The organism is Streptomyces sp. NBC_00328, assembly GCF_036139655.1.
Taxonomy (GTDB): Bacteria; Actinomycetota; Actinomycetes; order Streptomycetales; family Streptomycetaceae; genus Streptomyces.
Genome location: NZ_CP108013.1, coordinates 4,055,530 through 4,077,852 on the forward strand (window position 1 = coordinate 4,055,530; position 22,323 = coordinate 4,077,852).

A 22,323-nucleotide genomic window follows, 5' to 3' on the forward strand; every position below is an offset into this window, starting at 1 on the left:
GCAGACCGCGTCCGCCGACGACTCGGTGGAGGCGACGGCTGCTTCGAGTGCACGATCAGAGTCTCGAAGCAGCCGTCGCCTCCAGCGCACGACTCTCCACGCCTCTTCATCACGGAGCCCGGCGAGGTCGACCTGGAGCTTCCGAGATCTGCGTCTCGAAGCGGATCTGGGCTCTGTCCAGGACCTCCTCCTCGTCGCAGTCACGTGCGCGCAGCCAGTGGAGGACGTCCACGATCACGTCGCTCGCCGCCTCTGCCGCGAGCGTCCTGCTCAATCTGTTCGGGGTCCCCTCACAAGCCGATCCTGTGGCTTCGCGGAGACTCAGAAGGGCTTCGGCCCGCGCGACCGCGGCTCCGTCCACCTGGCCGTTCGACGTGTTCGGTCCCGTCGTCAATTCGCACCATGTCACTTTTCGGTCGGTGCGCAGCAGGACACCCCAACGGTCGGCGATCGCATCGACGATGGCCATACCTCGCCCGGCCTCACAGTCGGAACCCGCCTCGACGAGGGTGGGCCGAGCGCGTGTGTCCGGATCGTGCAACTCGATGCGGAGGCGGGAGCCGTTCATCGAGACACCGAGCGTGGCCGGGGTGCCCACCCCCACGTGCTTGATGATGTTGGACACCAACTCGCTGACGCACAACTGGGCCGCGTCGGTGACCTCGTGCAGGCCCCAGACCCCCAGATGCAACCGCATGACGCGGCGCAGGGCGGCCACTTCCTCGGGTTCCGCGGTGAAGTCCAGTTCCCAAGGCTTCCGCGACATACACGTTTCTCGGATCACGAAGACCTCTCTCGCCGCATGCCATCTCCACACGATCAACGGAGCGTCACGCACTCTCACGGGGAGTTGCGCCGTGCATCAGAGTGGCGTGCGCTCATCCCGTTGTGCAATGTGCACGGCGGGATTCCCACTTCCGAGTGATTGGCAAGCACACCCCTTGGCGAAAGACTGAACGCCCGTTACCAGGAGAGGGTTTGGGATGGCCGGTTCACCGACTGCACGACGGCGACGTCTCTCGATCGAGTTGAAGAAGCTCCGTGAGCAGAGCGAACTGACCTGCGCACAGGTCGGTGAGGCGCTGGACTGGAGTGGCTCCAAGGTCAATCGGATGGAGACGGGCAGCGGCAGGGTCCAGCCGTCCGACGTCGATGCCCTGTGCCGGTTCTACTCCACCGGTGACGAGTTGCGTGAGTTCCTGAAGTCACTGGCCCGACAGGCCAGAACACGCGGTTGGTGGCAGGCGCACGGCTCCGGAGTCCCCGACTGGTTCTCGATCTACATCGGCCTGGAGCAGGACGCGTCCACGTTCCGCCAGTACCAGTGCGAGTTGCTGCCCGGTCTCATGCAGACCACGGCGTACGCCTCCGAACTCCACAGGACCGGAGCGCACATGACGCCCACCGACATCGACCGTGCGGTGCGCGTCAGGCTGGAACGGCAGTCCATGCTCACTCGGCCCGACGGTCCGGATGCCTGGTTCATCGTGAACGAAGGCACCCTCCGCAATGTCATCGGAGATCGGGCCCTGATGCGTGAGCAACTCGAACGCGTCCTGGAGTCGGCGGAGTCGCCGTCCGTGACGTTGCAGGTCCTGCCCTTCGACTCAGGCACCTACCCGGCCACCGGGTCGTTCACGATGCTCGGGTTTCCCGACCCGGAGGATCCGGACATCGTGTATCGGGACGGCATCACCGACGCCATCTACCTGGAGGGCGAGCATCATGTTCGGGAGTACACCCGGGCGTTCGACGGTTTGAGAGCTGCCGCCCTGAGCCCTCAGCGATCCAAAGAGTTGATCGAATCGGTCCTGAAGGATTACGCACGATGAGCATTGCAGAATCCGCCGTCCTCACCGGTTCGGCATGGTTCAAGTCCTCGTACAGCAACGGCGCCGGAGGCGAGTGTGTCGAATGCGCCCACATCGGTCAGGACACGTTGATACGCGATTCCAAGGCCGACCCCGGCTCCGTCGTCACCGTCGGCCGTCGGAGTTGGCATGCCTTCCTCCGTGCCCTGGCCCAGGAGACCCTGGAGCGTTGACCGTCGGTGGACCTGGTCGCGTGCAGCCGTCGAAGCGCGGTTCCGGCACGCCGGCGTCATGACGCGTCCGACCGCAGATCGTCGGCCAGGGGATATCCCATCTCCCTCGCGGCCACGACCACTTCGGAGACGGAAGCCCCGGAGTTGAGCGCGATGATCTGGGGCAGCCCGAGCGGACGCAGCTCGTACACCTGGCGAAGGGCCTCGATGTCCACCGGCATCTCGTAGTAGTCCTCGGCGAACGCCTGGAACGCCTCCGGGGTCGGGGCGAGCAGGAGCTCGAAGAGCCGGGCCGAGCCGTCGGGGTCCGGGTGGTCGGCAGGGTAGGTGATCTGACCCGTCTGCCAGGACGGGGCGCCCGTCTCGCGCCACAGGCACGCCGTCACCACAGGGCATCCGTCCTCGTCCGTGAAGGCCGGCTCCTCGACGTAGCAGCGGAAAGCCTCGGGCACCGAGTCCAGCACGCCTGGCCAGGGCTCCGGCCCGTCCTCGTGCCGGTACGGGCTCAAAGGGGACTCGTGGTCGAAGCCGCGGATGTACGCCCCGACGGGCGCGAAGACGATGTCGAACTCGTCGCCCGAGCCGTTGCGCATCGAGGCCACTTGCTCGGTCTCGGACCACTCGGCGCTGTACGAGTAGAAGAGCTCGCCGTCGGGGTTCAGTATCGCCTCGGCCATGGCCATCGATCGGCAGAGATTCTTCAGGGAGTCGATGTCGGGCAGGGCGGCGGCGATGTCTCGGGCTGTCATACGGCCCATCCAACCGGGTACCACCGACAGTGGGTCCGGGGCGGCCCCGAGTGGCGACCAGGCCTCACCCGGCCCGCGGCCACCCGCGCGCCCGTCGGGCCCGGACCGGGGTTAGCCTCGGGTGACGAACAAGGAGGCAGTAATGGCGAAGGTACCGGCCTCGATGGTGGCCGCCGCGGGGCTTGTCGGTGGGTACGGCGTCGCCCGGTGGACGAGGAAGCGGCAGCTCGGCGGGGTCGTGCTCGCCGCCGCCGGGGTCACCGCTGCGCGGCAGTGGAAGCAGGAGGCCGGCGGGGTGGCCGCCGGGGTGCTGACCGCCGGGTACGTCGCCGCGTTCGCCGGGTCGCATCCGCTGGCCAAGAAGGTGGGCGCCTGGCCCGCCGTCTTCGGTGTCGCCGGTGCCATGGCCCTCGCCTCCTGGGCCGTGGCCGACCGCCGCGCCTGAACGACGAAAGGGCCTGCCCGGGAGCTCCGGACATCAACCGGGAGTGCCGGAGCCGCGTCGAGGAGTACCTCACGGCCCAGCCTCAGCCGAAACGGAGGGGCTCTAAGGTCGGCCTAAGCTTTCGTGAGAGTTCCCTTGAGTTCCGCATGGTCTTCTCGGCCGTGGGTGACGGCAGCCGCCGGACCGCCCGCGAGCGCTAAGGAGAGCACGTATGACAGGTACGTCACGCACGCCACAAACGTCACGCATGAAGAGCAGGACACGGTGGACCGCCATGGCGGCCGCGGCCACCGCGGCGATCTGTCTGACCGGGTCGGCGTCCGCGTCCTCGGCCCCGTCGCCCGGCGGAAAGCCGACCACGTCCCCGTGGGCCGACAGGGCGAGGGCCGCCAAGGAAAGGGAACTCGCGGCCGCCAAGGCCGAGGACAAGGCCAAGGCGCTCGCAGGAGGTAAGGCCATTGACCCCGCGGCCGTCAAAGCCAAGGTGCTCGCAACAGGCAAGACCGTTGACCCCGCGGCCGTCAAAGCCAAGGTGCTCGCAACAGGCAAGGACCATGGCAAGGGCAAGCCTTCGGAGGAGCAGGCGGGGCTCGTGGAGCCCTTCGCGAAGGGGCTCTCCGCCCGATTGGGCGTGAGCCTGGGATCGGCGCGGCAAGCCGTCAAGGAACTGTTCGCCCTGGCGGACCGGCACAGCGTCGACCCGCGGAGTCCGGAGTTCGCGGCCATCGCGAAGCGCCTCGGCGTCACTCCCGGACAGTTCGACAAGGCGTTGTCCGCGACCAAGCAGGCCGCGATCGCCAAGGAGCAGTCCCTGAAGGACTGATCCGGCTGATCCGGCTGATCCGGCTGATCCGGCTGCCCAACACATCCCCTACACCCAGCCGACCCAGCAGCGTGACGGTCGGTCCGGCGTCCCCGGGCCGACCGCCCTTGCCGGCCTCTCCCCCTCTCTCGCCCATTCACCCCTCCTTGTCCTCCGCCTCCCGGACAGACCGCCTCGCCCCCTGCCCCTCACCCCCTATCCGCCCCGACCCTCGAACAGGACGATTGCCCCATGCGTGTGCTGGTGGTGGACGACGACGACGCGGTACGCCTCGCGCTCTCCCGGGCCCTGGTCCGGGACGGCCACGAGGTGGCGGAGGCAAGTGACGGAACGGCGGCTCTGACGGCGCTCGGCGGCAGCCGGCCCGACGCCGTCATCCTCGACGTGCTGATGCCGGAGCCCAACGGTCTGGAGGTGTGCCGCCGGATCCGGGCCCGGGGCGACCGCGTGCCGATCCTCATGCTGACCGCGCGTGACCTGGTCGAGGACCGGGTCGCCGGGCTCGACGCGGGCGCCGACGACTACCTCGTCAAGCCGTTCGCGCTGGACGAGTTGAGGGCACGGATCCGCGCCCTGCTGCGGCGCGGCGGCGCCGCCCAGGAGGAGATCATCCGCTTCGCCGACCTGGAACTGGACGCGGCTGCCTGCCGGGCCCGGCGCGGCGGGCGGACGCTGGAACTCACCCGCACCGAGTACGCCCTTCTGGAACTGTTCCTGCGCAACCCGCAGCGCGTGCTCAGCCGTTCACTCATCTTCGACGCGGTGTGGGGCTATGACTTCGGGCCCTCCTCCAACGCGCTCTGGGTCTACGTCAGTTATCTGCGCGCGAAGCTGGAGGCGGGCGGCGAACCCCGGCTGCTCCAGACCGTGCGCGGACTCGGATACGTACTCAGGGAGGAACCGTGACCCTGAGCAACCGGGTGGCGCTGGCCGGCGGCACCGTGGTCTGCGCGGCGCTGCTGCTAGCCTCGCTGATCATCTACCCCTCGCTCAGCGCCGGCCTCCACCACCAGCACGATTCCCTGCTGGTCACCGCCGCGGACCAGGACGCCTCCAAGCTGCTGGCGCAGATCAAGGCCAAGGTGCAGGCGTTGGAGCGGGAAGGCACGCCGGTGACGAGTTCGCCGGTCACCGTCGGCTCCACCCAGCTCCAGTTCGTCTTCCCGCCGGTCACAGCCGGTACCGACGGCGACTTCATCCCGGTCACCGAGAAGGACGTCCAGGTCGCCGGGGGCAAGACCCCGGCGTACTTCCAGGACGCCACGTACGAGGGGGTGAACTACCGTGTCTACACAGCGCCGTTGACCTCCCCGAAGGACGCGCTCGTCCGCGCGTCGATACCGCAGTCCGTGGTCGACTCCACGCTCGGCCCGCTCGCCGTCACGCTGATCGTGATCACCGCTTGCGGCACCCTGCTGGCCGTCCTCGGCGCGCGGCTCGTGGCCGGCCGGGTGCTCCGACCCGTACGGCGGCTCACCGAGACGGTCGAACACGTCACGGCCACCCAGGACCTGACCGCCCGGATCGACGTACGGGGACGCGACGAGATCGCCCGGCTGGCCGGCTCCTTCGCCGCGATGATGACGGCCGTGGAGGAGTCGGTACGGGCGCAGCGGCAACTCGTCGCCGACGCCTCGCACGAACTGCGCACCCCGCTGACGAGCATCACCACCAATCTGGAGCTGCTGAGCGAAGGCCCCGGCGTGGCCGATCCGCAGGCCCCCGCCCTGGTCGAACAGGCCCGCACCCAAGCCGAGGAACTGCGGTCCCTGGTCAACAACCTGGTGGAACTGGCCCGGTTCGGGCAGCAGGACGCCCACACCGAAGACACCCGCCTCGATCTGCTCACCGAGCGGGTGGTGGCCCGGGCCGCCCGCCGCAGCCCGCAGGTGGCGCTGCGCACCGATCTCTCCGCGTGCATGGTGCACGCCGACCCCGACGCGCTGGAGCGCGCCGTGGGCAACCTCGTCGACAACGCCGTCAAGTGGAGTCCTGCGGGAGGCCAGGTCCTGGTCGCGGTGTTCCCCGACGGTACGGTCACAGTCACCGACGAAGGCCCTGGCATCCCCGCCGCCGACCTGCCCTTCGTCTTCGACCGCTTCTACCGTTCACCGACCGCCCGCGCCCTTCCCGGGTCCGGTCTCGGGCTCGCGATCGTCAAACAGGTCGCGGAGACCCACGGTGGCACCGTGGCCACCGAACCCCTGGACCAGGGGCTCCGTATGAGACTCTCCCTGCCGGCCGCGCCCTGACCTCGCGCGACCGGCGCGGCCCCGGCTCCCTCGGACAGCCGGCTCCTCCACCCCCCGAAACGCCCGCCGATACGCGTACGGGCTCGTCCCCACCACCCGTTTGAAGCGGTCACGGAAAGCCGTCGGGGAGCCGAAGCCCGCCTGGGACGCGATGCGTTCGACCGGGTACGTGGTCGTCTCCAGGAGGTACTGGGCACGGCGTACCCGGGCCCGGTGCAGCCACTGGAGCGGTGTCGTGCCCGTCTGTTCGCGGAAGCGGCGGTTGAGGGTGCGGGTGCTCATGCCGGCGTGGACCGCGATGTCCTCCAGGGTCAGCTCCCGGTCGGCGTTCTCCTCCAGCCAGTCGAGCAGTGGCTCCATGGCCGTGCCCGCCGGTACCGGCGGCTGGGTGTGGACGATGAACTGGGCCTGGCCGCCCTCCCGTTCGAGCGGCATGACGGACATCCGGGCGGCATGTGCGGCGACCGCCGAGCCGTGGTCCTTGCGGATCATGTGCAGGCACATGTCCAGCGCCGCCGACGCGCCCGCCGAGGTCAGGAACTGGCCGTTGTCGACGTAGAGCACGTTCGGGTCGACGGTCACCGCCGGGTGCCTGGCCGCCAGCTCCCCGGCCGCGACCCAGTGTGTGGTCGCGCTCAGTCCGTCCAGCAGGCCGGTGGCGGCGAGGACGAAGGCGCCGACGCAGATCGAGGCGATCCGGGTGCCGTTCGCGGCCGCCGCGCGCAGCGCCTCCGCGACGCCCGGAGGGAGAGCTGCGGACGGGTCGGCGACGCCGGGCAGGACGATCGTGTCCGCGTCGGCCAGCGCCTCCAGGCCGTAGGGGGCGCGCAGCGTGAACGCTCCCGCGCTCACCTCCGCGTCCGCCGCGACCGAGCACACCCGGGTCCGGTAGGCCGGGCGGCCGTCGGGCAGCCGGGCCCAGCCGAAGGTGTCGATCGGGGCTGCGAGATCGAACGGGATGACCTGGTCGAGCGCCAGTACGGCCACGGTGTGCATGACCAGAGCCTATGCATACGCCGGGTTCTCGCCATGCCCGTGCATCAGGTTCCCACGTCGTGCCGTCCGCAGCACCGACCATACGAGCGGGCGTGCCCGGGGCGGATGCCCGCACCCTCGCCCCCGACCGACGAGCTTGGCCAGGAAGCCCTGTCTGGCACCAGGAAGCCCTGTCTGGCTGCTGGCCGGAATCCGTTGGCTCCTGGCAAAAGTGCCACTTCTCCATGATCCGCCCGCCCTCTAGCGTCACCCCGTGACCAAGTTCCTCCTCGCCGTCCATGTCATCGCCGCGATCGTCGCGATCGGGCCCGTCACCGTCGCCGCGAGCATGTTCCCGCCGGCCGCGCGCAAGGTTCTCCAAGCGCCGGACGACGCGAGCGCCCTCGCCACCGCCCGGCTGCTGCACCGCATCTGCCAGGTGTACGCGGTGGCGGGCGTCGTCGTGCCCGTGTTCGGGTTCGCCACGGCGAGCGACATGGGTGTACTCGGCGACACCTGGCTGATCGTCTCGATCGCGTTGACGGCGGCCGCGGCCGTGGTCCTGGCCGTACTGGTACTGCCCCGGCAGAGCGCGATCCTGGAGGGGGTCGAGAAGGCAGGGGTTCAGCAGGGCGGCCGGGAGGCGGCGGCCCTCCCCGAAGGCGTGCTCCAGGAGGGGACGCTTCGCGAGACGGCCGAGGCCGCCGTGGACCGTGCGGCGACCGTGCGGCTCGCCATGTTCACCGGGATCTTCAACCTGCTGTGGGCCACCGTCACCGTCCTGATGATCATCCGGCCGGGGTCCACGACGGGCGCCTAGCCAGGACCTGTCCGGTCGGCTCCCCGACCGGAACCCCGCCCACCCGTTCCGGTCGGTGTCCCGGGACCCTAGGATCCCCGCCATGGACGCGAACCAGCAGCAATCCGCACCGGGCACCTATCTGACCTTCCTGGAGCGGCAGCTGACCGCCGACGGATGCGCCACGCGGTGGGAGGACTGGGCCGGGGTGCCCGTACTCGTGGGGCGGCGGGCCGAGTTCCGGTTGCGCTGGATGGGGACGAAGCTGCATCTGTTCACGGTGGCCGCAGCCGTCCCGGAGATAACCGTGCAGGCCATCTCCGGCTTCACCGACCAGGTGATGAAGTACGCCAAGGACACCAAGGGCGGTCTGCCCGTCGGCTTCCAGAACGGCATCGGCGCCTTCCCGCTGCTGGTCAGCGACCGGGTCGATCCGGCGGCCGTGCAGTGGGCGGAGGCCCAGCAGCGGGTCAAGTTCGCCTGTATGACCCGGCCCGTCGTGGTCGACAGTTCGCGTCAGTACGTGGGGATGTACCGCGGCAAGCCGGTGCTCGGGCGCGTCTACGCCTCGTACTTCAACGAGAAGAGCTCGCGGTACTTCTACGGCCGATGAGCGCGCCGGTGCCGCCTGGCCGGCCTGCGTGTCCCACCGTCAGCCGGCCAGGACCAGTTCCTCTTCCAGGGTGTCCGCCAGGTCCGTCCTGAACTGCCGTGCCACCGCGCTCGCGACCAGGACGGCGGCGGCCCCGAGCAGCGTGACGGCCGCCCAGGTCAGCGGCCACACCTGGGCGAAGCCGTCCGGGGGGCCGGGGTGGGTCCGCAGCGACATGTGGAGCAGGGCCGCCGGGGGTGCCGCGACCAGGAGCAACGGCCAGGCCAGCGCGTCCCGGAGCCCGAAGAAGACGGCCAGGAGCAGCAGGACGGCGGCGAGGGCGAGGACGCCGGTACCCGTCACCGGGGTGGTCTCCGCGGCGGAGCCCGGCGTCCCGGGGCGGTTGCGCAGGTCCCAGGGGAGGCAGAGAAGGTATGCCGCGCAGGAGAGGGCGGCGCCGAGGACACGCGTCAGCCAGCGTTCCGGCCAGGGGCGCGTTCGCAAGGGGCGGAGCAGTTTCTCGGTCATGCGTACGAGGGTTCCGCGCCCGGCGGTGCGACGACAGAGTACGCGTACTCAGAAGCGGCGCCCCGGGAAGGAGCTCGTACGGGCCTCTCGTACCGGTCGGTCCACCGTGGCGCACCGTGGCGCGTATCAGGGAGGCGCCGATCCGGAACGCGAGCGCGGACGTGAGGCCCCTCTCCGTCGAGCGAACCTCGCCCGGGTCTCCTCTCCGGCGAGCCAGGCCCCGCCCGGGTTCCCGGCCTCCGCCCGCTTACGCCCCCAGCGCCCGTGACACCACGTAGATCAGCAGTCCGGCCAGCGAGCCGACCACCGTGCCGTTGATCCGGATGAACTGCAGGTCACGGCCGATGTTCGCCTCGATCTTCCTGGTCGTGTGCTCGGCGTCCCAGCCCGCGACCGTGTCCGTGATGAGCGAGGTGATCTCCTTGCGGTACGTCGTCACGACATACACGGCGGCGCCCTCCACCCAGCTGTCCACCTTGGCCTGCAGTTTGGGCTCGGTGGCCATCCGGGCGCCGAGCGACAGCAGGGAGGCCCGCACCCGCAGCCGCAGCTCACTGCGCTCGTCCTCGGCCGCGGACACGATCATCGACCGTACGGCCGTCCAGGCGGAGGCGATCAGGTCCTGGACCTCGCCGCGGCCCAGCACCTCGCCCTTGAGGCGCTCCACGCGCGCGCGGGTGTCGGTGTCGGACTGCAGATCGGAGGCGAAGTCGGTGAGGAAACGATCGAGGGCGCCACGGGCCGGATGGGTCGGGGAGTCGCGCATCTCGGTGACGAAGCGGAGCAGTTCCTTGTAGACCCGCTCGCCTACCTTCTTGTCGACGAACCGGGGGGTCCAGCCGGGCGCGCCGCCCTGGACGGCGTCCATGACCTGGGAGTCGTGGAACACCAGCCAGCCGTGCGCACGGGAGACCACCAGGTCGACGAACCGCTTGTGGCCGCCGTCCACGACGATCTTCTCCAGCATCTTCCCTATGCCGGGCGCGATCTCCTGGGCGTCGGCGCGCCGGGTGATCGCCTCGCCGACCACGGCCTGGACGTCGGAGTCCCGGAGGACGGTCAGCGCGCCCCGGAGCGCCGCCGCCAACTCCGCCGTGACCCGGTCCGCGTGGTCCGGATCGGCGAGCCAGGCGCCCAGTCTGCTGCCGATGCCCACCGCGCGCAGCCGCTGGCGGACGACCTCCTCGGAGAGGAAGTTCTCGCCGACGAACTCGCCCAGCGAGACGCCCAGCTGGTCCTTCTTCTTGGGGATGATCGCGGTGTGCGGGATGGGCAGGCCGAGCGGGTGCCGGAAGAGGGCCGTGACCGCGAACCAGTCGGCCAGCGCGCCGACCATGCCCGCCTCGGCGGCCGCCGCGACATAGCCGGCCCAGGCGCCCGCGCCTTCGCCGGAGGCCCATTTCGCCAGGACGTAGACGAGGGCGACGAAGAGCAGCAGGCCGGTGGCGGTCGCCTTCATCCGGCGCACCCCGCGGCGCTTCTCCTCGTCGGCGGGGCTGAAGGTGTTCATCGCCCGGCCCGGCGGCGCGGCGGACCTCCGGTCGTTCCCGGCTCCGGCGGCCTTCACGGCACCGGTCGCCTCTGGGGCGTTCGCGGCACCGGTCGCCTGTGCGGCCTTCGCGGCACCGGCTGCGTCACCGGCGTCCGCCGCCTCCGTGGCGCCGGCGGCCTTCGCGGGGGCCTCTCCGGCGTTCACGGTCTCGGCGGCGTTCGCGGTGTCGCCGGGACGGGCATGCTGCTCCGTGCCGTCCCCTTCACCCGAATTCGTGCGTCCCATTCACTCCACCCGTTCGCAGGCCACGTCACGCACCGTACCCATTGTCCCTTTCTCCCTCTCTTCCTCACCGACTCCTGGAACGGCACAGGAGTTCCCGGCGTCTGTTCGGATGGGGCATCGACAGGGGGTCCCCTGGGGGGCGCGTCGGAGTCCTCGCGCTCCATGACGCATCATGGAGTGATCACATCGGAGCCTCGGGCTCCCTCGTCCGAGGAGACACGCACCGCATGACCAAGCGTCACGGTTATGCCCTGCTCGCCGCGATCCTTGCCCTGGTCGTGGTCCTTTCCGCCGCCATCTACATCGGTGTCGCGGCGGACGGCGGCAGCGAGGCCAAGGCCGCCGTCGCCAGTGGCCGCACGTCGCACGACGCCGCCCCCGCCTCCACCGGCACCTGGGTCGGCGCCTGGTCCGCCTCCCCGGTCGGAGCCGAGCCCGGCACGGAGCCCGACGGACTGGCGGGCCGCTCCGTGCGCAACGTCGTGCACACGGCCGCCGGGGGTACGGGTGCCCGCATCACGCTGTCCAATCTCTACGGGCAGCAGCCGCTGGTCATCGCGCACGCCACGATCGCCGTCGCCGCGACCGCGAACAACGCCGCCGCCACGGCCGACACCATGCGCCGCCTCACGTTCGGCGGCGCCACGACCGTCGTGATCCCGGCCGGCCGGCAGGTGATGAGCGACGCCGTACGCGTGCGCATCCCGCACGGCGTGGACGTCCTCGTCACGACGTACTCGCCGACCCCGTCCGGCCCGGTCACCTACCACCCGCACGCCCAGCAGATCTCGTACGTGGCCGACGGCGACCGCACGGAGGACGTGAGCGCCGCCCCGTACACCGAACAGAGCCCGTACTGGCGCTACCTGACCGCGCTCGACGTGCTCAGCGACGACGCCACGGGCACCGTCGTCGTCCTCGGCGACTCGCTCACCGACGGCATCACCTCCACCGTGGGGGCCAACCGGCGCTGGACGGACGTCCTTTCGGAGCGGCTGAGCGCCTCGGCCGGATCCGGTGACACACCCCGCTACAGCGTCGTCAACCAGGGCATCAGCGGGAACCAGGTCCTCGCCTCCGGACTCGGCCGGCCGGCCGACAGCCCCAGCGGGCTGAACCGGTTCGGCCGTGACGTGCTCGACCGTACGAACGTCAAGGCCGTCGTCATCGACCTCGGCGTCAACGACATCCTGCGCAACCCCGCCCAGGTCGATCCGAACACCGTGACCGACGGCCTGCGGACCCTGGTGCGGCAGGCGCACGCCCGCGGACTGCGGGTCATCGGCGCCACGCTGATGCCCTTCCAGGGGCACCGTGGCTACACCGACGCGCGGGACGCCGTACGCCAGGCCGTGAACGCGGAGATCCGGGCCGGGAAGGTGTACGACGCCGTCGTCGACTTCGACGCGGCGCTGCGGGACCCGTACAACCCGCGCCGGCTGCGGCCCGACTACGACTCGGGCGATCATCTGCACCCCAGCGACACGGGGTTCCGGCGGATGGCCGAGGTGTTCGACCTGAAGGAGCTGAAGGGATCGGTTCCGGCGGAACTGTGATCCACCACCGGTTCAGGAGGAAACGTCATCCGCCGACGGCCCGGGCGGCACAGCCGAAAGGCCCACCGCTCCGAAGGCCCACCGCTCCGGCGGCGCCCGGGAGTTCAGTAGTCGCCGTCGCGCCGCCGGTGGCGGTCCTCCCGGCGCTCGCGGTGCCGATCCCGGCGCTCCTCGTGGCGCAGGCGGCGCTCCTCATGACGCTCCCGGCGCTCGTCGTGGCGCTCGCGTATCAGGTCGCGGGCCTCATCGAGCGCGTCGAACATGTCACCGAGACCGTCGTCCCGCGACCCGTCGAGCTCCTTGCGGGCCTCCCGGCGCTCCAGCTTCTCCTGCCGGCGCTCCTCCTTGAGACGCTGCCGCTCGGCACGGGTGAGCTTGCGCTCCACGCCGACACCGCCCCAGAAGGCGAAGCCCGTGACGACGACCCGGGGTGCGCCGGGGTCGCCCGGCCGGCCCTCCTCGCGGTGGTCGAAGCCGCCCATGACGCCGATGCCACGGACCACGACCTCGACACCCGGCGGCACGATGACGTTCAACCCGCCCATCACCGCGACACAGTTGATGACGACCTCACGGTCCGCGAAGTTCGCCTCGCGCAGGTCGATCTCGCCGCCGCCCATGAAGGCGAAGCAGTTGAAACGCTTGGGCACCGTCCAGCGGCCCTTGCGCTCGAAGCCCGACAGAACCGCCACACCCCACGAGGACGAGCCCTCGCCGCCGACGATACGAGAGCCCCAACTGCCGTCGTCCAGAGGCTGCTTGACCATGGAGACACGAGCCGTCCCCACCGCGCCCGGCAGATCGCGGGTGATCGGCGCCAACTCCCCGTAGGTACGGGCCGCGTACGTCGCCTCCAGCCGCTCCTCGAACTCCTCCATGTCGAGACGGCCCTCCGCGAGGGCGTCCCTCAGCTGTTCGGCGACTCGTTCACGATCGGCGTCGGAGGCACGCAGCTCCGGGAGTTCGTCGGTCATGGGCAGCAGCCTACGAGGTCCCCCGCCCGTGGGCTATCCGGCCCGCCTTCGCGGCCTGTCTCCCCTACGGCACCGTCCTCCCCACGTACATACGGCTGATGACCGCCTCGATGTCCGGCTCCCGTACCGAAAGGTCCACCAGCGGATATTCCGCCGCGATCCGCGCCACCAGCGGAGCCGCCGACAGACCGGCGGGGAACGCCAGCCACTGACGCGGACCTTCCACCTTCACCACCCGCGCCGACTCCAGCTCGATCGGGGGCAGTTCCCGCTCCAGGTCCACGACCAGGGTCCGCTCGCTCTCCCCCACCGCGTGCAGCCCGCTCAGAGCGCCGTCGTACATCAGCCGCCCGTGGTCGATGACCATCACCCGCCGGCACAACTGCTCGATGTCGGTGAGGTCGTGCGTGGTGAGCAGGACGGTCGTACCGCGTTCGGCGTTCAGATCCCGCAGGAACTCCCGGACCCGCACCTTGCTGATCACGTCGAGCCCGATCGTCGGCTCGTCGAGATAGAGCACCTCGGGGTCGTGCAGCAGGGCCGCCGCGATGTCGCCGCGCATCCGCTGCCCCAGCGACAACTGCCGCACGGGCACGTCCAACAGCGCCCCGAGTTCCAGGAGTTCGACACAGCGGTCGAGGTTCTCCCGGAACCGCGCGTCCGGCACCCGGTACATCCGGTGCATGAGCCGGTACGAGTCGATCAGCGGGAGATCCCACCACAGCGTCGTACGCTGCCCGAACACGACCCCGATCCGGCGCGCGACACGGGTGCGCTCGCGGGACGGGTCCAGACCGGCGACCCGCAGCCGGCCGGCGCTCGGGGTGAGGATGCCGGTGAGCATCTTGATCGTGGTCGACTTGCCGGCGCCGTTCGGGCCGATGTAGCCGACCATCTCCCCGCGCCCGACCGTGAACGAGATCGAGTCGACGGCCCGCACCTGGCGCCGCTCACCGCGCAGGAACCCCGTCCTCCTGCGCACCTCGAAGACCTTCTCGACCCCGTCCAGCTCGATGAAGCCGGCCCCCGGGCCCGGTTCCCCGCCCGGACCGGCCGATTCCCTGTCTGCGGTGATGGCCACACCCATTCCCCTAACTTCCCGTACTCCGGTAGGCGCGCAGCCCCGCGCGCCAGGCGAGCCCGGCCAGCGCGCAGCACAGCGCCGCCACGACCGGTGACGCGAACGCGACCCACGTCGGCAGGTCGAGCGGATAGGGCCGCCCCAGCACGTACAGCGCGGGCAGCCAGTTGACGAAGGCGAGCGGGAGAACGAACGTCACCCCGCGCAGCATGTCCTTGGCGAAGACGGTCGGCGGGTACTGCAGCAGCGTATTGCCGCCGTACGTGAAGGAGTTCTGCACCTCGGAGGCGTCCTGCGCGACGAACTGGAACGCCCCGCCCGCCACGAACACCGCCGAGAAGATCGCCGCGCCGCTGACCAGCATCACCGGCATCATCAGCACCTTGAGCGGCGTCCAGTGGATGTCGAGGACGGCGAGGGCGTACCCGAGGACGAACAGCCCCTGGGTGATCCGGCCGAGCCGGCGCAACGCGAAACGGTCCGCGGCGACCTGCGCGAGCACCGGCACGGGACGCACCAGCAGGGTGTCCAGCGTGCCGTCGCGCACCCGGCGCCCCAGCCTGTCCATCGAGCCGAGCGCGAGGTCCGCGAACCCGAACGCGACACCGGACACCCCGTAGAGCAGGGCGACCTCGGGCAGGCTGTAGCCGCCCAGCCGGTCCACCCGGGAGAACATCAGGAGGATCGCCACGAAGTCGAGGGCGGTCGCTGCGAAGTTCCCGAAGGCGGTCATCGCGAAGGACGCCCGGTAGGCCATCGTCGAGCGCACCCACATCGCGGTGATCAGCCGGTAGGCGCGCAGCCCGTCCCGCAGCCGCTCGTACGCCCCCTGCCGCTCGAACGGCTCGAAGTCCACCGCCCGGACCGCCGTCCCCCGGTCCGGCCCGGTCACGACCCGCTCCCGCGCCGGACCCGCCACCACCCCCGTCCCCCGCTCCACCGGGTCAGCCACCCTGCACCACCACCCTCCGTGTCGCCACCGACTGGACCAGCCGCCCGGCCGCCAGCAGCCCGGCCGCCCAGGCGGCCTGCACCGCGTACGTTCCCAGCGGATCCGCCGTGCCGAGCAGGACGTCCACGGGCGCCTGGATCAGCGACGACCAGGGCAGCGCCCGTACGACCTCGCCGAGCGTGCCCGGAAAGACGTTCAGCGGCAGCAGCATCCCCGAGCAGAAGATCCCCGCGATGGAGGTCAGCTGCGCGACCCCGGCTCCGTCGAGCAGCCAGAACGCGGACAGGGCCACCAGGAAGCGGATCGCGAACCCGACGACCACCCCGAGCGCGACCGCGACCAGGAAGGCGAGCCAGGTCAGCGGATCCGAGGGCAGCGCCAGGTCGAAGACCAGCGCGCCGAACAGGAGCGGCACCACTCCGCGGCCCAGCAGATGGAACAGCGCCCGGCCCATGTCCTGGGCGAGCCACCACATCTGGAGGTCGGCCGGCCGGTACAGGTCGATCGCGATGTCACCCGTACGGATTCGTTCGATCAGTTCGTCCTCGAAGCCGCCGCCCATCATCGCGACCACCATCAGCAGCCCCTGGCTGACCCACACATAGGTCAGCGCCTGCGCCTCGTCGTAGCCGCCGAGGTGCGGCTTGCTGTCCCACAGGGCGATGAACAGGTACGCCAGGATCAGCCCGAAGACGGTGTTGGTGAAGACACCGGCGGCGGTGGCGATCCGATAGGTGGCGTACCGCCGGAACCCGCTGCCCACGACAGCCGCGTACAACCGCGCCGTGCCCACAACCCGTCCCTTTCCCCAGCGTTGAGCCAAAACGCAGGAGCCTAGTCCGGGCCCGGCACGGCCCGCCAGGCATTTTCCGGCGCGACGCGTGCCGGGATCGGGGAATGGAACACATGGTGCGAGAGTCTTCATACGGGGCGCACCAGGCGTACGAGGGCGTACGACGCGAAACAGGAGTCCGGCGAACAGATGAGCGACGAGCCGCAGCAGCGCAGCCAGGGCTGGGCACCCAGGGAACCGGAAGCGGGCCCCCGCCCGAACCCGGCCCCCGCGGCGGGACCGCAGACGGGCCCGCGGTCGGGGCCGGGAACAGGACCGGGCGGGCCCGGCGCGAAACAGAACCCGAAGCAGAGCCCGCAGCAGAAGCGGAAGCAGCGGCCGAAGCGGACGGGCCTGCGCAGACTCGTCCCCACCTGGCGCATGCTGCTCGGCACCGTCCTCGGCACGGCACTGCTCCTGGCCGGACTCTTCGCGCTCGGCTACTTCCTCGTCAGGATCCCCTCCGCGAACGCCGCCGCGGTCAAACAGAGCAACGTCTTCCTGTACGCCGACGGCAGCCAGCTCGCCCGCGACGGCGACGTCAACCGCGAGAACGTCGCCCTGGAGCACATCTCCAAGGACGCCCAGCACGCCACCCTCGCCGCCGAGGACCGCGACTTCTACAGCGAGTCCGCCGTCGACCCCAAGGCGATGCTCCGCGCCGGCTGGAACACCGCCACCGGCAAGGGCAGACAGTCCGGCTCGACCATCACCCAGCAGTACGTCAAGAACTACTACCTGGGCCAGGAACAGACCGTCACCCGCAAGGTTAAGGAGTTCTTCATCTCCATCAAGCTCGACCGGGAGAAGAGCAAGGACGACATCCTGGAGGGCTACCTCAACACCAGCTACTACGGCCGCAACGCCTACGGCATCCAGGCCGCCGCCCAGGCCTACTACGGCGTCAACGCCAGAGACCTCACCGTCGGCCAGGGCGCCTACCTCGCCGCCCTGCTCAACGCGCCCAGCGAGTACGACGTGATCGCGCACCCCGAGAACAGGGCCGGGGTCCTCGCCCGCTGGAACTACGTCCTCGACGGCATGGTCGAGCAGAAGTGGCTGACCCGCGCCGCGCGCGGCCGGGTCACCTTCCCGACCCCCAGGCAGGCCAGGGGGTCGGCGGGCCTGTCGGGCCAGCGCGGCTACCTCGTCCAGGCCGTGACCGCCTATCTGACCTCGAACAGGATCCTCGACGAGGACACCCTCGGCCGCGGCGGCTACCGCATCACCACCACCCTCCAGAAGTCCCGGCAGGACGCCTTCGTGAAGGCCGTGAACGACCAGGTGATGGACCGGCTCGACAAGAAGAACCGCAAGGCGGACACCTACGTCCGCGCCGGCGGCGTCGCCATCGACCCCACCGACGGCAAGGTCCTCGCGATGTACGGAGGCATCGACTACACCAAGCAGTACGTCAACAACGCCACCCGCCGCGACTACCAGGTCGGCTCCACCTTCAAGCCGTTCGTCTTCGCCTCGGCCGTCCAGAACGGCTCACAGACCCAGGACGGCCGCACCATCACCCCGAACACCGTCTACGACGGCACCGACCAGCGCCCGGTGCGGGGCTGGAACGGCAGCACCTACGCGCCCGAGAACGAGGACGGCGAATCGTACGGGGACATCTCCGTGCGCACCGCCACCGACAGGTCGGTCAACTCGGTGTACGCGCAGATGGCCGTCGACGTCGGCCCCGCCCGCGTCGAGAAGACCGCCGTGGCCCTCGGCCTGCCCGCCGACACCCCCGACCTGACCGCCTCCCCCTCCATCGCGCTCGGCCCGGCCACCGCCAGCGTCCTCGACATGGCGGAGGCGTACGCCACGCTCGCCAACCACGGCCGGCACGGCACGTACACGCTCGTGCGGAAGATCACCAAGGACGGCTCGGAGGACGTGCCGCTGCCGGCCCCGGGCGACGACCGGCAGGCCGTGAGCCGCGAGGCCGCCGACACGACGACCGCCATGCTCCAGAGCGTCGTCGACGGCGGCACCGGGCAGGCCGCGCAGAACGCCGGCCGGCCCGCCGCGGGCAAGACCGGCACGGCGGAGGAGGACACCGCCGCGTGGTTCGCGGGCTACACCCCCGACCTCGCCACCGTCGTCGCCGTGATGGGCCAGGACCCCGACACCGGCGCCCACAAGTCCCTGTACGGCGCCCTCGGGCAGTCCCGCATCAACGGCGGCGGCTACCCCGCGCAGATCTGGGCCCAGTTCACCGGGGACGCCCTGGAGGGAACGGAGGTGTCGGACTTCGACCTCCAGCTCCAGCCGGGTGCCGAGGAGATGTACGACCCCGGCGACGAGACCGACGACCCGGACGCCACCGGCGAACCGGACGTCGACGGCACCACCGGCGGGGACGAGGAGGTGGGCGGGGCGGGCGGCAGCGCACCGGCATCGCCGAGCGGCCGGACCCCGGGCCAGAGCCACACCCCGGGCCGGACCGACGGCCACACCCCGGGCCACACCGACGGCGGCACCTCCGGCGGGACCACGGACGGGGGCACCACCGGTGGCACCCCCACGGACGGGGGCGCCACCGGAACCACCACGACGAGCGGCACCACAGCCGGCACCACGACCGGCGGAGGCTCCACGGACACCGGCACCACGGGCACGACAGCGGGCCAGGGACCGCTGAGCGGGCTCACCCCCCGCAGGGAGAACCACTGAGCCCGCCGGTCGCCCGGCGGGCCGATCCGGAACTCAGATCCCCAGGTCCTTGATCATCTTCGCCACGTGCCCGGTCGCCTTCACGTTGTACAGCGCCCGCTCGACCTTGCCCTCCTCGTCCACGACCACCGTGGAGCGGATGACACCGACGACCGTCTTGCCGTACAGCTTCTTCTCGCCGAAGGCCCCGTACGCCTCCAGGACCGTCTTGTCGGGGTCCCCGACCAGCGTGACCTTCAGGGACTCCTTCTCACGGAACTTGGCGAGCTTCTCGGGCTTGTCCGGGGAGACACCGATCACGTCGTAACCGGCGCCCGCCAGCAGGTCCAGGTTGTCCGTGAAGTCGCAGGCCTGCTTCGTGCAGCCTGGAGTGAGCGCGGCCGGGTAGAAGTAGACGATGACCTTGCGGCCCTTGTGATCGGCGAGGGAGACCTCGTTGCCGTCGGCGTCGGGCAGGGTGAAGGCGGGGGCGGTGTCGCCGGGCTGGAGTCGCTCGCTCATCGGAACCTCACGTGGCCGGTGGAATGGATACGGAACGAGCGTAATGGGGGGTGCCGAGGGGTGCGGTCCGGTACGAACTGACAGACTGTCCGAATCAGGGAGTCACAACACGACCACGGAGGCAGCGCGGTGTCGGATACGTCGAGAACGCCGGATACCAGGACTCCGGCGCAGATCGAGGCGGACATCAAGCACCGCCGCACAACGCTCGCCGACACGCTCGACGAGATCGGCGTACGGGTGCACCCGAAGACGATCGTCGGAGACGCCAAGGCGAAGGTCGCCTCGAACATCGACCACACCCTGGGGCGCGCCTATGTCGGCGTCAACCGCGTCGTCGGCGATGTGAAGGGCCAGTTCGTGACGGAGGACGGCGCGCCCCGGCTGGAGCGCATCGTGCCGGTGGCTCTGGTCGCCGTGGGACTCGTCGGGCTGCTCGTCGTGGGCTCGCGACGCCGCAAGCGCTGACCGGCGACCCACCCGCGTACGAAACCGGCCGGGACAGGTAGGTTCAGGGCGTGAGCGCCAACCGTGAAACGCACAGCACCCATGACGACAAGCTGCCCATCCGGATGCTGCACGACCGCGTGCTGGTACGGCAGGACGCCGCCGAGGGCGAGCGGCGCTCCGGCGGCGGCATCCTGATCCCCGCGACGGCGGCCGTCGGCCGCCGTCTCGCCTGGGCCGACGTCGTCGCGGTCGGGCAGAACGTCCGTACGGTGGAGCCCGGCGACCGGGTCCTGTACGACCCCGAGGACCGGGCCGAGGTCGAGGTGCGCGGGACCGCGTACGTGCTGATGCGCGAGCGGGATCTGCACGCCGTGGCCGCGGACCGCTTCGAGGGGTCCGAGGACTCGACCGGCCTTTACTTGTAGGGCATACGCACCCCGAAGGGGCCGGTGACCATGGTCACCGGCCCCTTTCGCCGTTCCTTGCTACGGTGGAGGGACCCCGACGAGATGCGCCGTACCGGGCTCAGCAAAGACGACGCAGCCCGCAACGCCGTCGTCTCCCGGAGGTACCTCCCATGGCCTGGGTCCTGCTGATCGTCGCCGGACTGCTCGAAGTCGGCTGGTCGATCGGAATGAAGTACACCGACGGCTTCACCCGCCCGGTCCCCAGCGTCCTGACGGCCGCGGGCATCGTCGCCAGCATGCTCCTGCTGTCACAGGCGGCCAAGTCGCTCCCGATCGGCACCGCGTACGGCGTCTGGGTCGGCATCGGCGCGGCCGGCGCGGCAGTCCTCGGCATGGCCGTCCTCGGCGAACCGGCGACAGCCGCCCGCATCTTCTTCGTCTGCCTGCTCCTGGTGTCGGTGGTGGGCCTGAAGGCCACGTCGGGCCACTGACCCCACCCGGAACCAGACCCACCCCCTCACCGGGCGTAACCGTCCGATAAACGGTTCGTTAGCCCGTACGAGGTCGCGAACGTGCGATCGGGAACGGAGGGGCAATGCCGGTCAGTCCGTACACCAAGGAGCGCCTGGCGGAGGCGGCTCGGACGTCGCGAACGCTGTCGGAGGCATTGACGAAACTCGGTGTGGATCCGAAGAGTCCCACACGGCGGTACCTGCGCGGGCGCATGAAGAAGCTGGGTGTGGACGTCGCTCACTTCGAACGCGAAGGGGTGCGATGGACGAGGGATGTTCTCGCAGCAGCTGTTGCGGCCTCGACGAACATGTGTGAAGTGCTACGCCATCTGGGGCTTGAGGTCGTCGGTGGGCACCACACGCACATCAGCCGCCGAGTCGACGCGTACAGCATCGACACCTCGCATTTCCAGGTGCCGAACCAGCGCGGGAGGACCAAACGGCCTCGGACCCCGGAGGACTTGCTCGTGGAGCAACCTGCTGGGCGTGCCCGACGCGTCCCGAGCAACCTGCTCAAACGGGCGATGACAAGTCTGGGCATGCCCGAGCGTTGCGCACGCTGTGGCGTGGAGGCGACCTGGCAAGGTCACCCACTCCCCCTGGAGGTCGACCACATCGATGGCAACTGGCGCGACAACCGCATCAAGAACCTCCGGTTCCTCTGCCCCAACTGCCACTCGACAACGGACAGTTACCGAGGTCGCGCCAAGGGGCGCGCCGTGGACGGCACCTCATGAGCAGCAGTGTGCAGTACACCCGCGAGCGGTTGACGCAAGCCGCCGAACAGTGCTCCGACATCGATGAGGTCATCGCCTTCTTCGGCACCCAGCCATACGAAAATCTCCGTCGGCACCTCTATAGGCGCTTCGAGCATTTCGAAATCGACATCTCGCACTTCCCCCGCCCGAGGCGCCACGGGCCCCAGAGTCTGCCTGGCGAGAGCGAGTTGCGGGAAGCAGTCGCGCAGTCCCTTTCCATTGCGGGAGTTCTCCGTCTACTGGGGCGACCGGACAACTCACGGCTGCGCACGCTGATCCCCCAGTTGACCGCCGCTTATGGCATCGACACCTCGCACTTCCTGGGACAGGCGCATCAACGCGGGAAACCCGGCCCGACGCCTCTGAAGCGACCGGCGGATGTGCTCGTCAAGCAGAGCGGCAAACGTCGCACGCGGACGGCATTGCTGCGCCGAGCGCTCCGCGAAATCGGCGTATCAGAAGAATGCGCCGAGTGCGGGACCGGCCCTGAGTGGCTTGGCGAGCCGATGACACTGGAGATCGACCACATCAACGGCGACTGGAGCGACGACCGGCGCGAGAACCTGCGGTTGCTGTGCCCCAACTGCCACGCGATCACCAGCACCTGGTGCCGAGGAGGTCGCCGACAAACCAGATAGGCGAC

The 22,323-nt window shown here is 70.2% G+C and carries 24 protein-coding genes, 1 pseudogene and 1 riboswitch; of the genes and pseudogenes, 15 read left to right on the plus strand and 10 right to left on the minus strand.

All coding sequences use genetic code 11. The features are described from left to right. Positions 1-109 precede the first annotated feature (109 nt). Complete coding sequence (locus tag OG485_RS17695; RefSeq protein ID WP_328669324.1) at positions 110-766, minus strand: ATP-binding protein; 657 nt, start codon at positions 764-766, stop codon at positions 110-112. 217 nt (positions 767-983) lie between these two features. On the opposite strand from OG485_RS17695, the gene OG485_RS17700 reads away from it, so the two are divergent. Next, on the plus strand, positions 984-1,832 hold the full coding sequence (locus tag OG485_RS17700; protein ID WP_328669325.1) for a helix-turn-helix domain-containing protein: 849 nt from the start codon (positions 984-986) through the stop codon (positions 1,830-1,832). Then, on the plus strand, positions 1,829-2,044 hold the full coding sequence (locus OG485_RS17705) for a DUF397 domain-containing protein (RefSeq protein ID WP_328669326.1): 216 nt from the start codon (positions 1,829-1,831) through the stop codon (positions 2,042-2,044). Before OG485_RS17700 ends, OG485_RS17705 begins: the two co-directional genes overlap by 4 nt. Before the next feature lie 56 nt (positions 2,045-2,100). Here the strand turns inward: OG485_RS17705 and OG485_RS17710 are convergent, their stop codons facing one another. Continuing rightward, positions 2,101-2,793, minus strand: coding sequence for a hypothetical protein (locus OG485_RS17710; RefSeq protein ID WP_328669327.1), 693 nt, complete (start codon positions 2,791-2,793; stop codon positions 2,101-2,103). A 142-nt stretch (positions 2,794-2,935) separates the two neighbouring features. Here OG485_RS17710 and OG485_RS17715 point away from each other — a divergent pair, with 142 nt between their 5' ends. The 4 genes and pseudogenes from OG485_RS17715 to OG485_RS17730 all read left to right on the plus strand — a co-directional run. Then, positions 2,936-3,238: a hypothetical protein gene (locus OG485_RS17715; protein ID WP_326787525.1), complete on the plus strand. Its 303-nt coding sequence runs from the start codon at positions 2,936-2,938 to the stop codon at positions 3,236-3,238. 247 nt (positions 3,239-3,485) lie between these two features. Next, the gene (locus OG485_RS17720; protein ID WP_328669328.1) at positions 3,486-4,061 is read left to right on the plus strand and encodes a hypothetical protein; all 576 of its coding nucleotides are present in this window, start codon (positions 3,486-3,488) and stop codon (positions 4,059-4,061) included. A 231-nt stretch (positions 4,062-4,292) separates the two neighbouring features. Next, on the plus strand, positions 4,293-4,967 hold the full coding sequence (locus tag OG485_RS17725) for a response regulator transcription factor (RefSeq protein ID WP_328669329.1): 675 nt from the start codon (positions 4,293-4,295) through the stop codon (positions 4,965-4,967). A gap of 533 nt (positions 4,968-5,500) precedes the next feature. Further along, a pseudogene (locus OG485_RS17730) lies at positions 5,501-6,247 on the plus strand (sensor histidine kinase); the annotation flags it as partial. On the opposite strand, the gene OG485_RS17735 reads toward OG485_RS17730, so the two are convergent. Next, a complete protein-coding gene (locus OG485_RS17735) occupies positions 6,170-7,309 on the minus strand; it encodes a GlxA family transcriptional regulator (RefSeq protein ID WP_328669330.1) in 1,140 nt (379 codons plus the stop codon). The pseudogene OG485_RS17730 and the gene OG485_RS17735 sit on opposite strands and share 78 nt — an antisense overlap. Before the next feature lie 253 nt (positions 7,310-7,562). On the opposite strand from OG485_RS17735, the gene OG485_RS17740 reads away from it, so the two are divergent. Beyond that, positions 7,563-8,108: a hypothetical protein gene (locus tag OG485_RS17740; protein WP_328669331.1), complete on the plus strand. Its 546-nt coding sequence runs from the start codon at positions 7,563-7,565 to the stop codon at positions 8,106-8,108. A gap of 82 nt (positions 8,109-8,190) precedes the next feature. After that, positions 8,191-8,700, plus strand: a complete 510-nt coding sequence (locus tag OG485_RS17745; RefSeq protein ID WP_328669332.1) for a levansucrase — start codon at positions 8,191-8,193, stop codon at positions 8,698-8,700. A gap of 39 nt (positions 8,701-8,739) precedes the next feature. Here the strand turns inward: OG485_RS17745 and OG485_RS17750 are convergent, their stop codons facing one another. After that, the gene (locus OG485_RS17750) at positions 8,740-9,207 is read right to left on the minus strand and encodes a hypothetical protein (protein WP_328669333.1); all 468 of its coding nucleotides are present in this window, start codon (positions 9,205-9,207) and stop codon (positions 8,740-8,742) included. A 247-nt stretch (positions 9,208-9,454) separates the two neighbouring features. Beyond that, on the minus strand, positions 9,455-10,984 hold the full coding sequence (locus OG485_RS17755) for a DUF445 domain-containing protein (RefSeq protein ID WP_328669334.1): 1,530 nt from the start codon (positions 10,982-10,984) through the stop codon (positions 9,455-9,457). A gap of 227 nt (positions 10,985-11,211) precedes the next feature. On the opposite strand from OG485_RS17755, the gene OG485_RS17760 reads away from it, so the two are divergent. Continuing rightward, positions 11,212-12,540: an SGNH/GDSL hydrolase family protein gene (locus OG485_RS17760; protein ID WP_328669335.1), complete on the plus strand. Its 1,329-nt coding sequence runs from the start codon at positions 11,212-11,214 to the stop codon at positions 12,538-12,540. A 104-nt stretch (positions 12,541-12,644) separates the two neighbouring features. Here the strand turns inward: OG485_RS17760 and OG485_RS17765 are convergent, their stop codons facing one another. From OG485_RS17765 to OG485_RS17780, 4 genes are all read right to left on the minus strand, one after another. Then, positions 12,645-13,514, minus strand: a complete 870-nt coding sequence (locus tag OG485_RS17765) for a DUF1707 SHOCT-like domain-containing protein (protein WP_328669336.1) — start codon at positions 13,512-13,514, stop codon at positions 12,645-12,647. A 64-nt stretch (positions 13,515-13,578) separates the two neighbouring features. Next, entirely contained in the window at positions 13,579-14,601 is a 1,023-nt protein-coding gene (locus tag OG485_RS17770) for an ABC transporter ATP-binding protein (protein WP_443048718.1), read from the minus strand. Positions 14,602-14,605: 4 nt separating this feature from the next. Further along, positions 14,606-15,451, minus strand: coding sequence for an ABC transporter permease (locus tag OG485_RS17775; RefSeq protein ID WP_328674523.1), 846 nt, complete (start codon positions 15,449-15,451; stop codon positions 14,606-14,608). Positions 15,452-15,539: 88 nt separating this feature from the next. Further along, on the minus strand, positions 15,540-16,340 hold the full coding sequence (locus OG485_RS17780; RefSeq protein WP_328669337.1) for an ABC transporter permease: 801 nt from the start codon (positions 16,338-16,340) through the stop codon (positions 15,540-15,542). A 189-nt stretch (positions 16,341-16,529) separates the two neighbouring features. Here OG485_RS17780 and OG485_RS17785 point away from each other — a divergent pair, with 189 nt between their 5' ends. Continuing rightward, positions 16,530-19,052, plus strand: coding sequence for a transglycosylase domain-containing protein (locus OG485_RS17785; RefSeq protein WP_328669338.1), 2,523 nt, complete (start codon positions 16,530-16,532; stop codon positions 19,050-19,052). A 33-nt stretch (positions 19,053-19,085) separates the two neighbouring features. On the opposite strand, the gene bcp is transcribed toward OG485_RS17785, so the two are convergent. After that, positions 19,086-19,553 (minus strand): thioredoxin-dependent thiol peroxidase, encoded by a 468-nt coding sequence (gene bcp, locus OG485_RS17790; RefSeq protein ID WP_328669339.1) that lies wholly within the window; start codon positions 19,551-19,553, stop codon positions 19,086-19,088. Between the two features lie 129 nt (positions 19,554-19,682). On the opposite strand from bcp, the gene OG485_RS17795 reads away from it, so the two are divergent. The 5 genes from OG485_RS17795 to OG485_RS17815 all read left to right on the plus strand — a co-directional run bounded on the left by OG485_RS17795 (position 19,683) and on the right by OG485_RS17815 (position 22,318). Further along, complete coding sequence (locus OG485_RS17795) at positions 19,683-20,021, plus strand: DUF3618 domain-containing protein (protein WP_328452023.1); 339 nt, start codon at positions 19,683-19,685, stop codon at positions 20,019-20,021. A 104-nt stretch (positions 20,022-20,125) separates the two neighbouring features. Then, complete coding sequence (locus OG485_RS17800; RefSeq protein ID WP_326790934.1) at positions 20,126-20,428, plus strand: GroES family chaperonin; 303 nt, start codon at positions 20,126-20,128, stop codon at positions 20,426-20,428. Between the two features lie 49 nt (positions 20,429-20,477). After that, positions 20,478-20,547, plus strand: a riboswitch (guanidine-III (ykkC-III) riboswitch). Positions 20,548-20,580: 33 nt separating this feature from the next. Beyond that, entirely contained in the window at positions 20,581-20,901 is a 321-nt protein-coding gene (locus OG485_RS17805; protein ID WP_328669340.1) for a DMT family transporter, read from the plus strand. Positions 20,902-21,005: 104 nt separating this feature from the next. Continuing rightward, positions 21,006-21,659 carry an HNH endonuclease signature motif containing protein gene (locus tag OG485_RS17810; RefSeq protein ID WP_328669341.1) on the plus strand — a complete coding sequence of 218 codons (654 nt, stop codon included), beginning with the start codon at positions 21,006-21,008 and terminating at the stop codon, positions 21,657-21,659. After that, a complete protein-coding gene (locus OG485_RS17815) occupies positions 21,656-22,318 on the plus strand; it encodes an HNH endonuclease (RefSeq protein ID WP_328669342.1) in 663 nt (220 codons plus the stop codon). The genes OG485_RS17810 and OG485_RS17815 overlap by 4 nt, the downstream gene beginning before the upstream one ends. The last annotated feature ends 5 nt before the right edge of the window (positions 22,319-22,323 follow it).

Excerpts from the sequence above, each read along its gene's own strand:
- OG485_RS17695 (WP_328669324.1), bottom strand. The coding sequence starts at position 766 with ATGTCGCGGAAGCCTTGGGAACTGGACTTCACCGCGGAACCCGAGGAA.
- OG485_RS17700 (WP_328669325.1), top strand. The coding sequence starts at position 984 with ATGGCCGGTTCACCGACTGCACGACGGCGACGTCTCTCGATCGAGTTG.
- OG485_RS17705 (WP_328669326.1), top strand. The coding sequence starts at position 1,829 with ATGAGCATTGCAGAATCCGCCGTCCTCACCGGTTCGGCATGGTTCAAG.
- OG485_RS17710 (WP_328669327.1), bottom strand. The coding sequence starts at position 2,793 with ATGACAGCCCGAGACATCGCCGCCGCCCTGCCCGACATCGACTCCCTG.
- OG485_RS17715 (WP_326787525.1), top strand. The coding sequence starts at position 2,936 with ATGGCGAAGGTACCGGCCTCGATGGTGGCCGCCGCGGGGCTTGTCGGT.
- OG485_RS17720 (WP_328669328.1), top strand. The coding sequence starts at position 3,486 with ATGAAGAGCAGGACACGGTGGACCGCCATGGCGGCCGCGGCCACCGCG.
- OG485_RS17725 (WP_328669329.1), top strand. The coding sequence starts at position 4,293 with ATGCGTGTGCTGGTGGTGGACGACGACGACGCGGTACGCCTCGCGCTC.
- OG485_RS17735 (WP_328669330.1), bottom strand. The coding sequence starts at position 7,309 with ATGCACACCGTGGCCGTACTGGCGCTCGACCAGGTCATCCCGTTCGAT.
- OG485_RS17745 (WP_328669332.1), top strand. The coding sequence starts at position 8,191 with ATGGACGCGAACCAGCAGCAATCCGCACCGGGCACCTATCTGACCTTC.
- OG485_RS17750 (WP_328669333.1), bottom strand. The coding sequence starts at position 9,207 with ATGACCGAGAAACTGCTCCGCCCCTTGCGAACGCGCCCCTGGCCGGAA.
- OG485_RS17755 (WP_328669334.1), bottom strand. The coding sequence starts at position 10,984 with ATGGGACGCACGAATTCGGGTGAAGGGGACGGCACGGAGCAGCATGCC.
- OG485_RS17760 (WP_328669335.1), top strand. The coding sequence starts at position 11,212 with ATGACCAAGCGTCACGGTTATGCCCTGCTCGCCGCGATCCTTGCCCTG.
- OG485_RS17765 (WP_328669336.1), bottom strand. The coding sequence starts at position 13,514 with ATGACCGACGAACTCCCGGAGCTGCGTGCCTCCGACGCCGATCGTGAA.
- OG485_RS17770 (WP_443048718.1), bottom strand. The coding sequence starts at position 14,601 with ATGGGTGTGGCCATCACCGCAGACAGGGAATCGGCCGGTCCGGGCGGG.
- OG485_RS17785 (WP_328669338.1), top strand. The coding sequence starts at position 16,530 with ATGAGCGACGAGCCGCAGCAGCGCAGCCAGGGCTGGGCACCCAGGGAA.
- bcp (WP_328669339.1), bottom strand. The coding sequence starts at position 19,553 with ATGAGCGAGCGACTCCAGCCCGGCGACACCGCCCCCGCCTTCACCCTG.
- OG485_RS17800 (WP_326790934.1), top strand. The coding sequence starts at position 20,126 with ATGCTGCACGACCGCGTGCTGGTACGGCAGGACGCCGCCGAGGGCGAG.
- OG485_RS17805 (WP_328669340.1), top strand. The coding sequence starts at position 20,581 with ATGGCCTGGGTCCTGCTGATCGTCGCCGGACTGCTCGAAGTCGGCTGG.
- OG485_RS17810 (WP_328669341.1), top strand. The coding sequence starts at position 21,006 with ATGCCGGTCAGTCCGTACACCAAGGAGCGCCTGGCGGAGGCGGCTCGG.
- OG485_RS17815 (WP_328669342.1), top strand. The coding sequence starts at position 21,656 with ATGAGCAGCAGTGTGCAGTACACCCGCGAGCGGTTGACGCAAGCCGCC.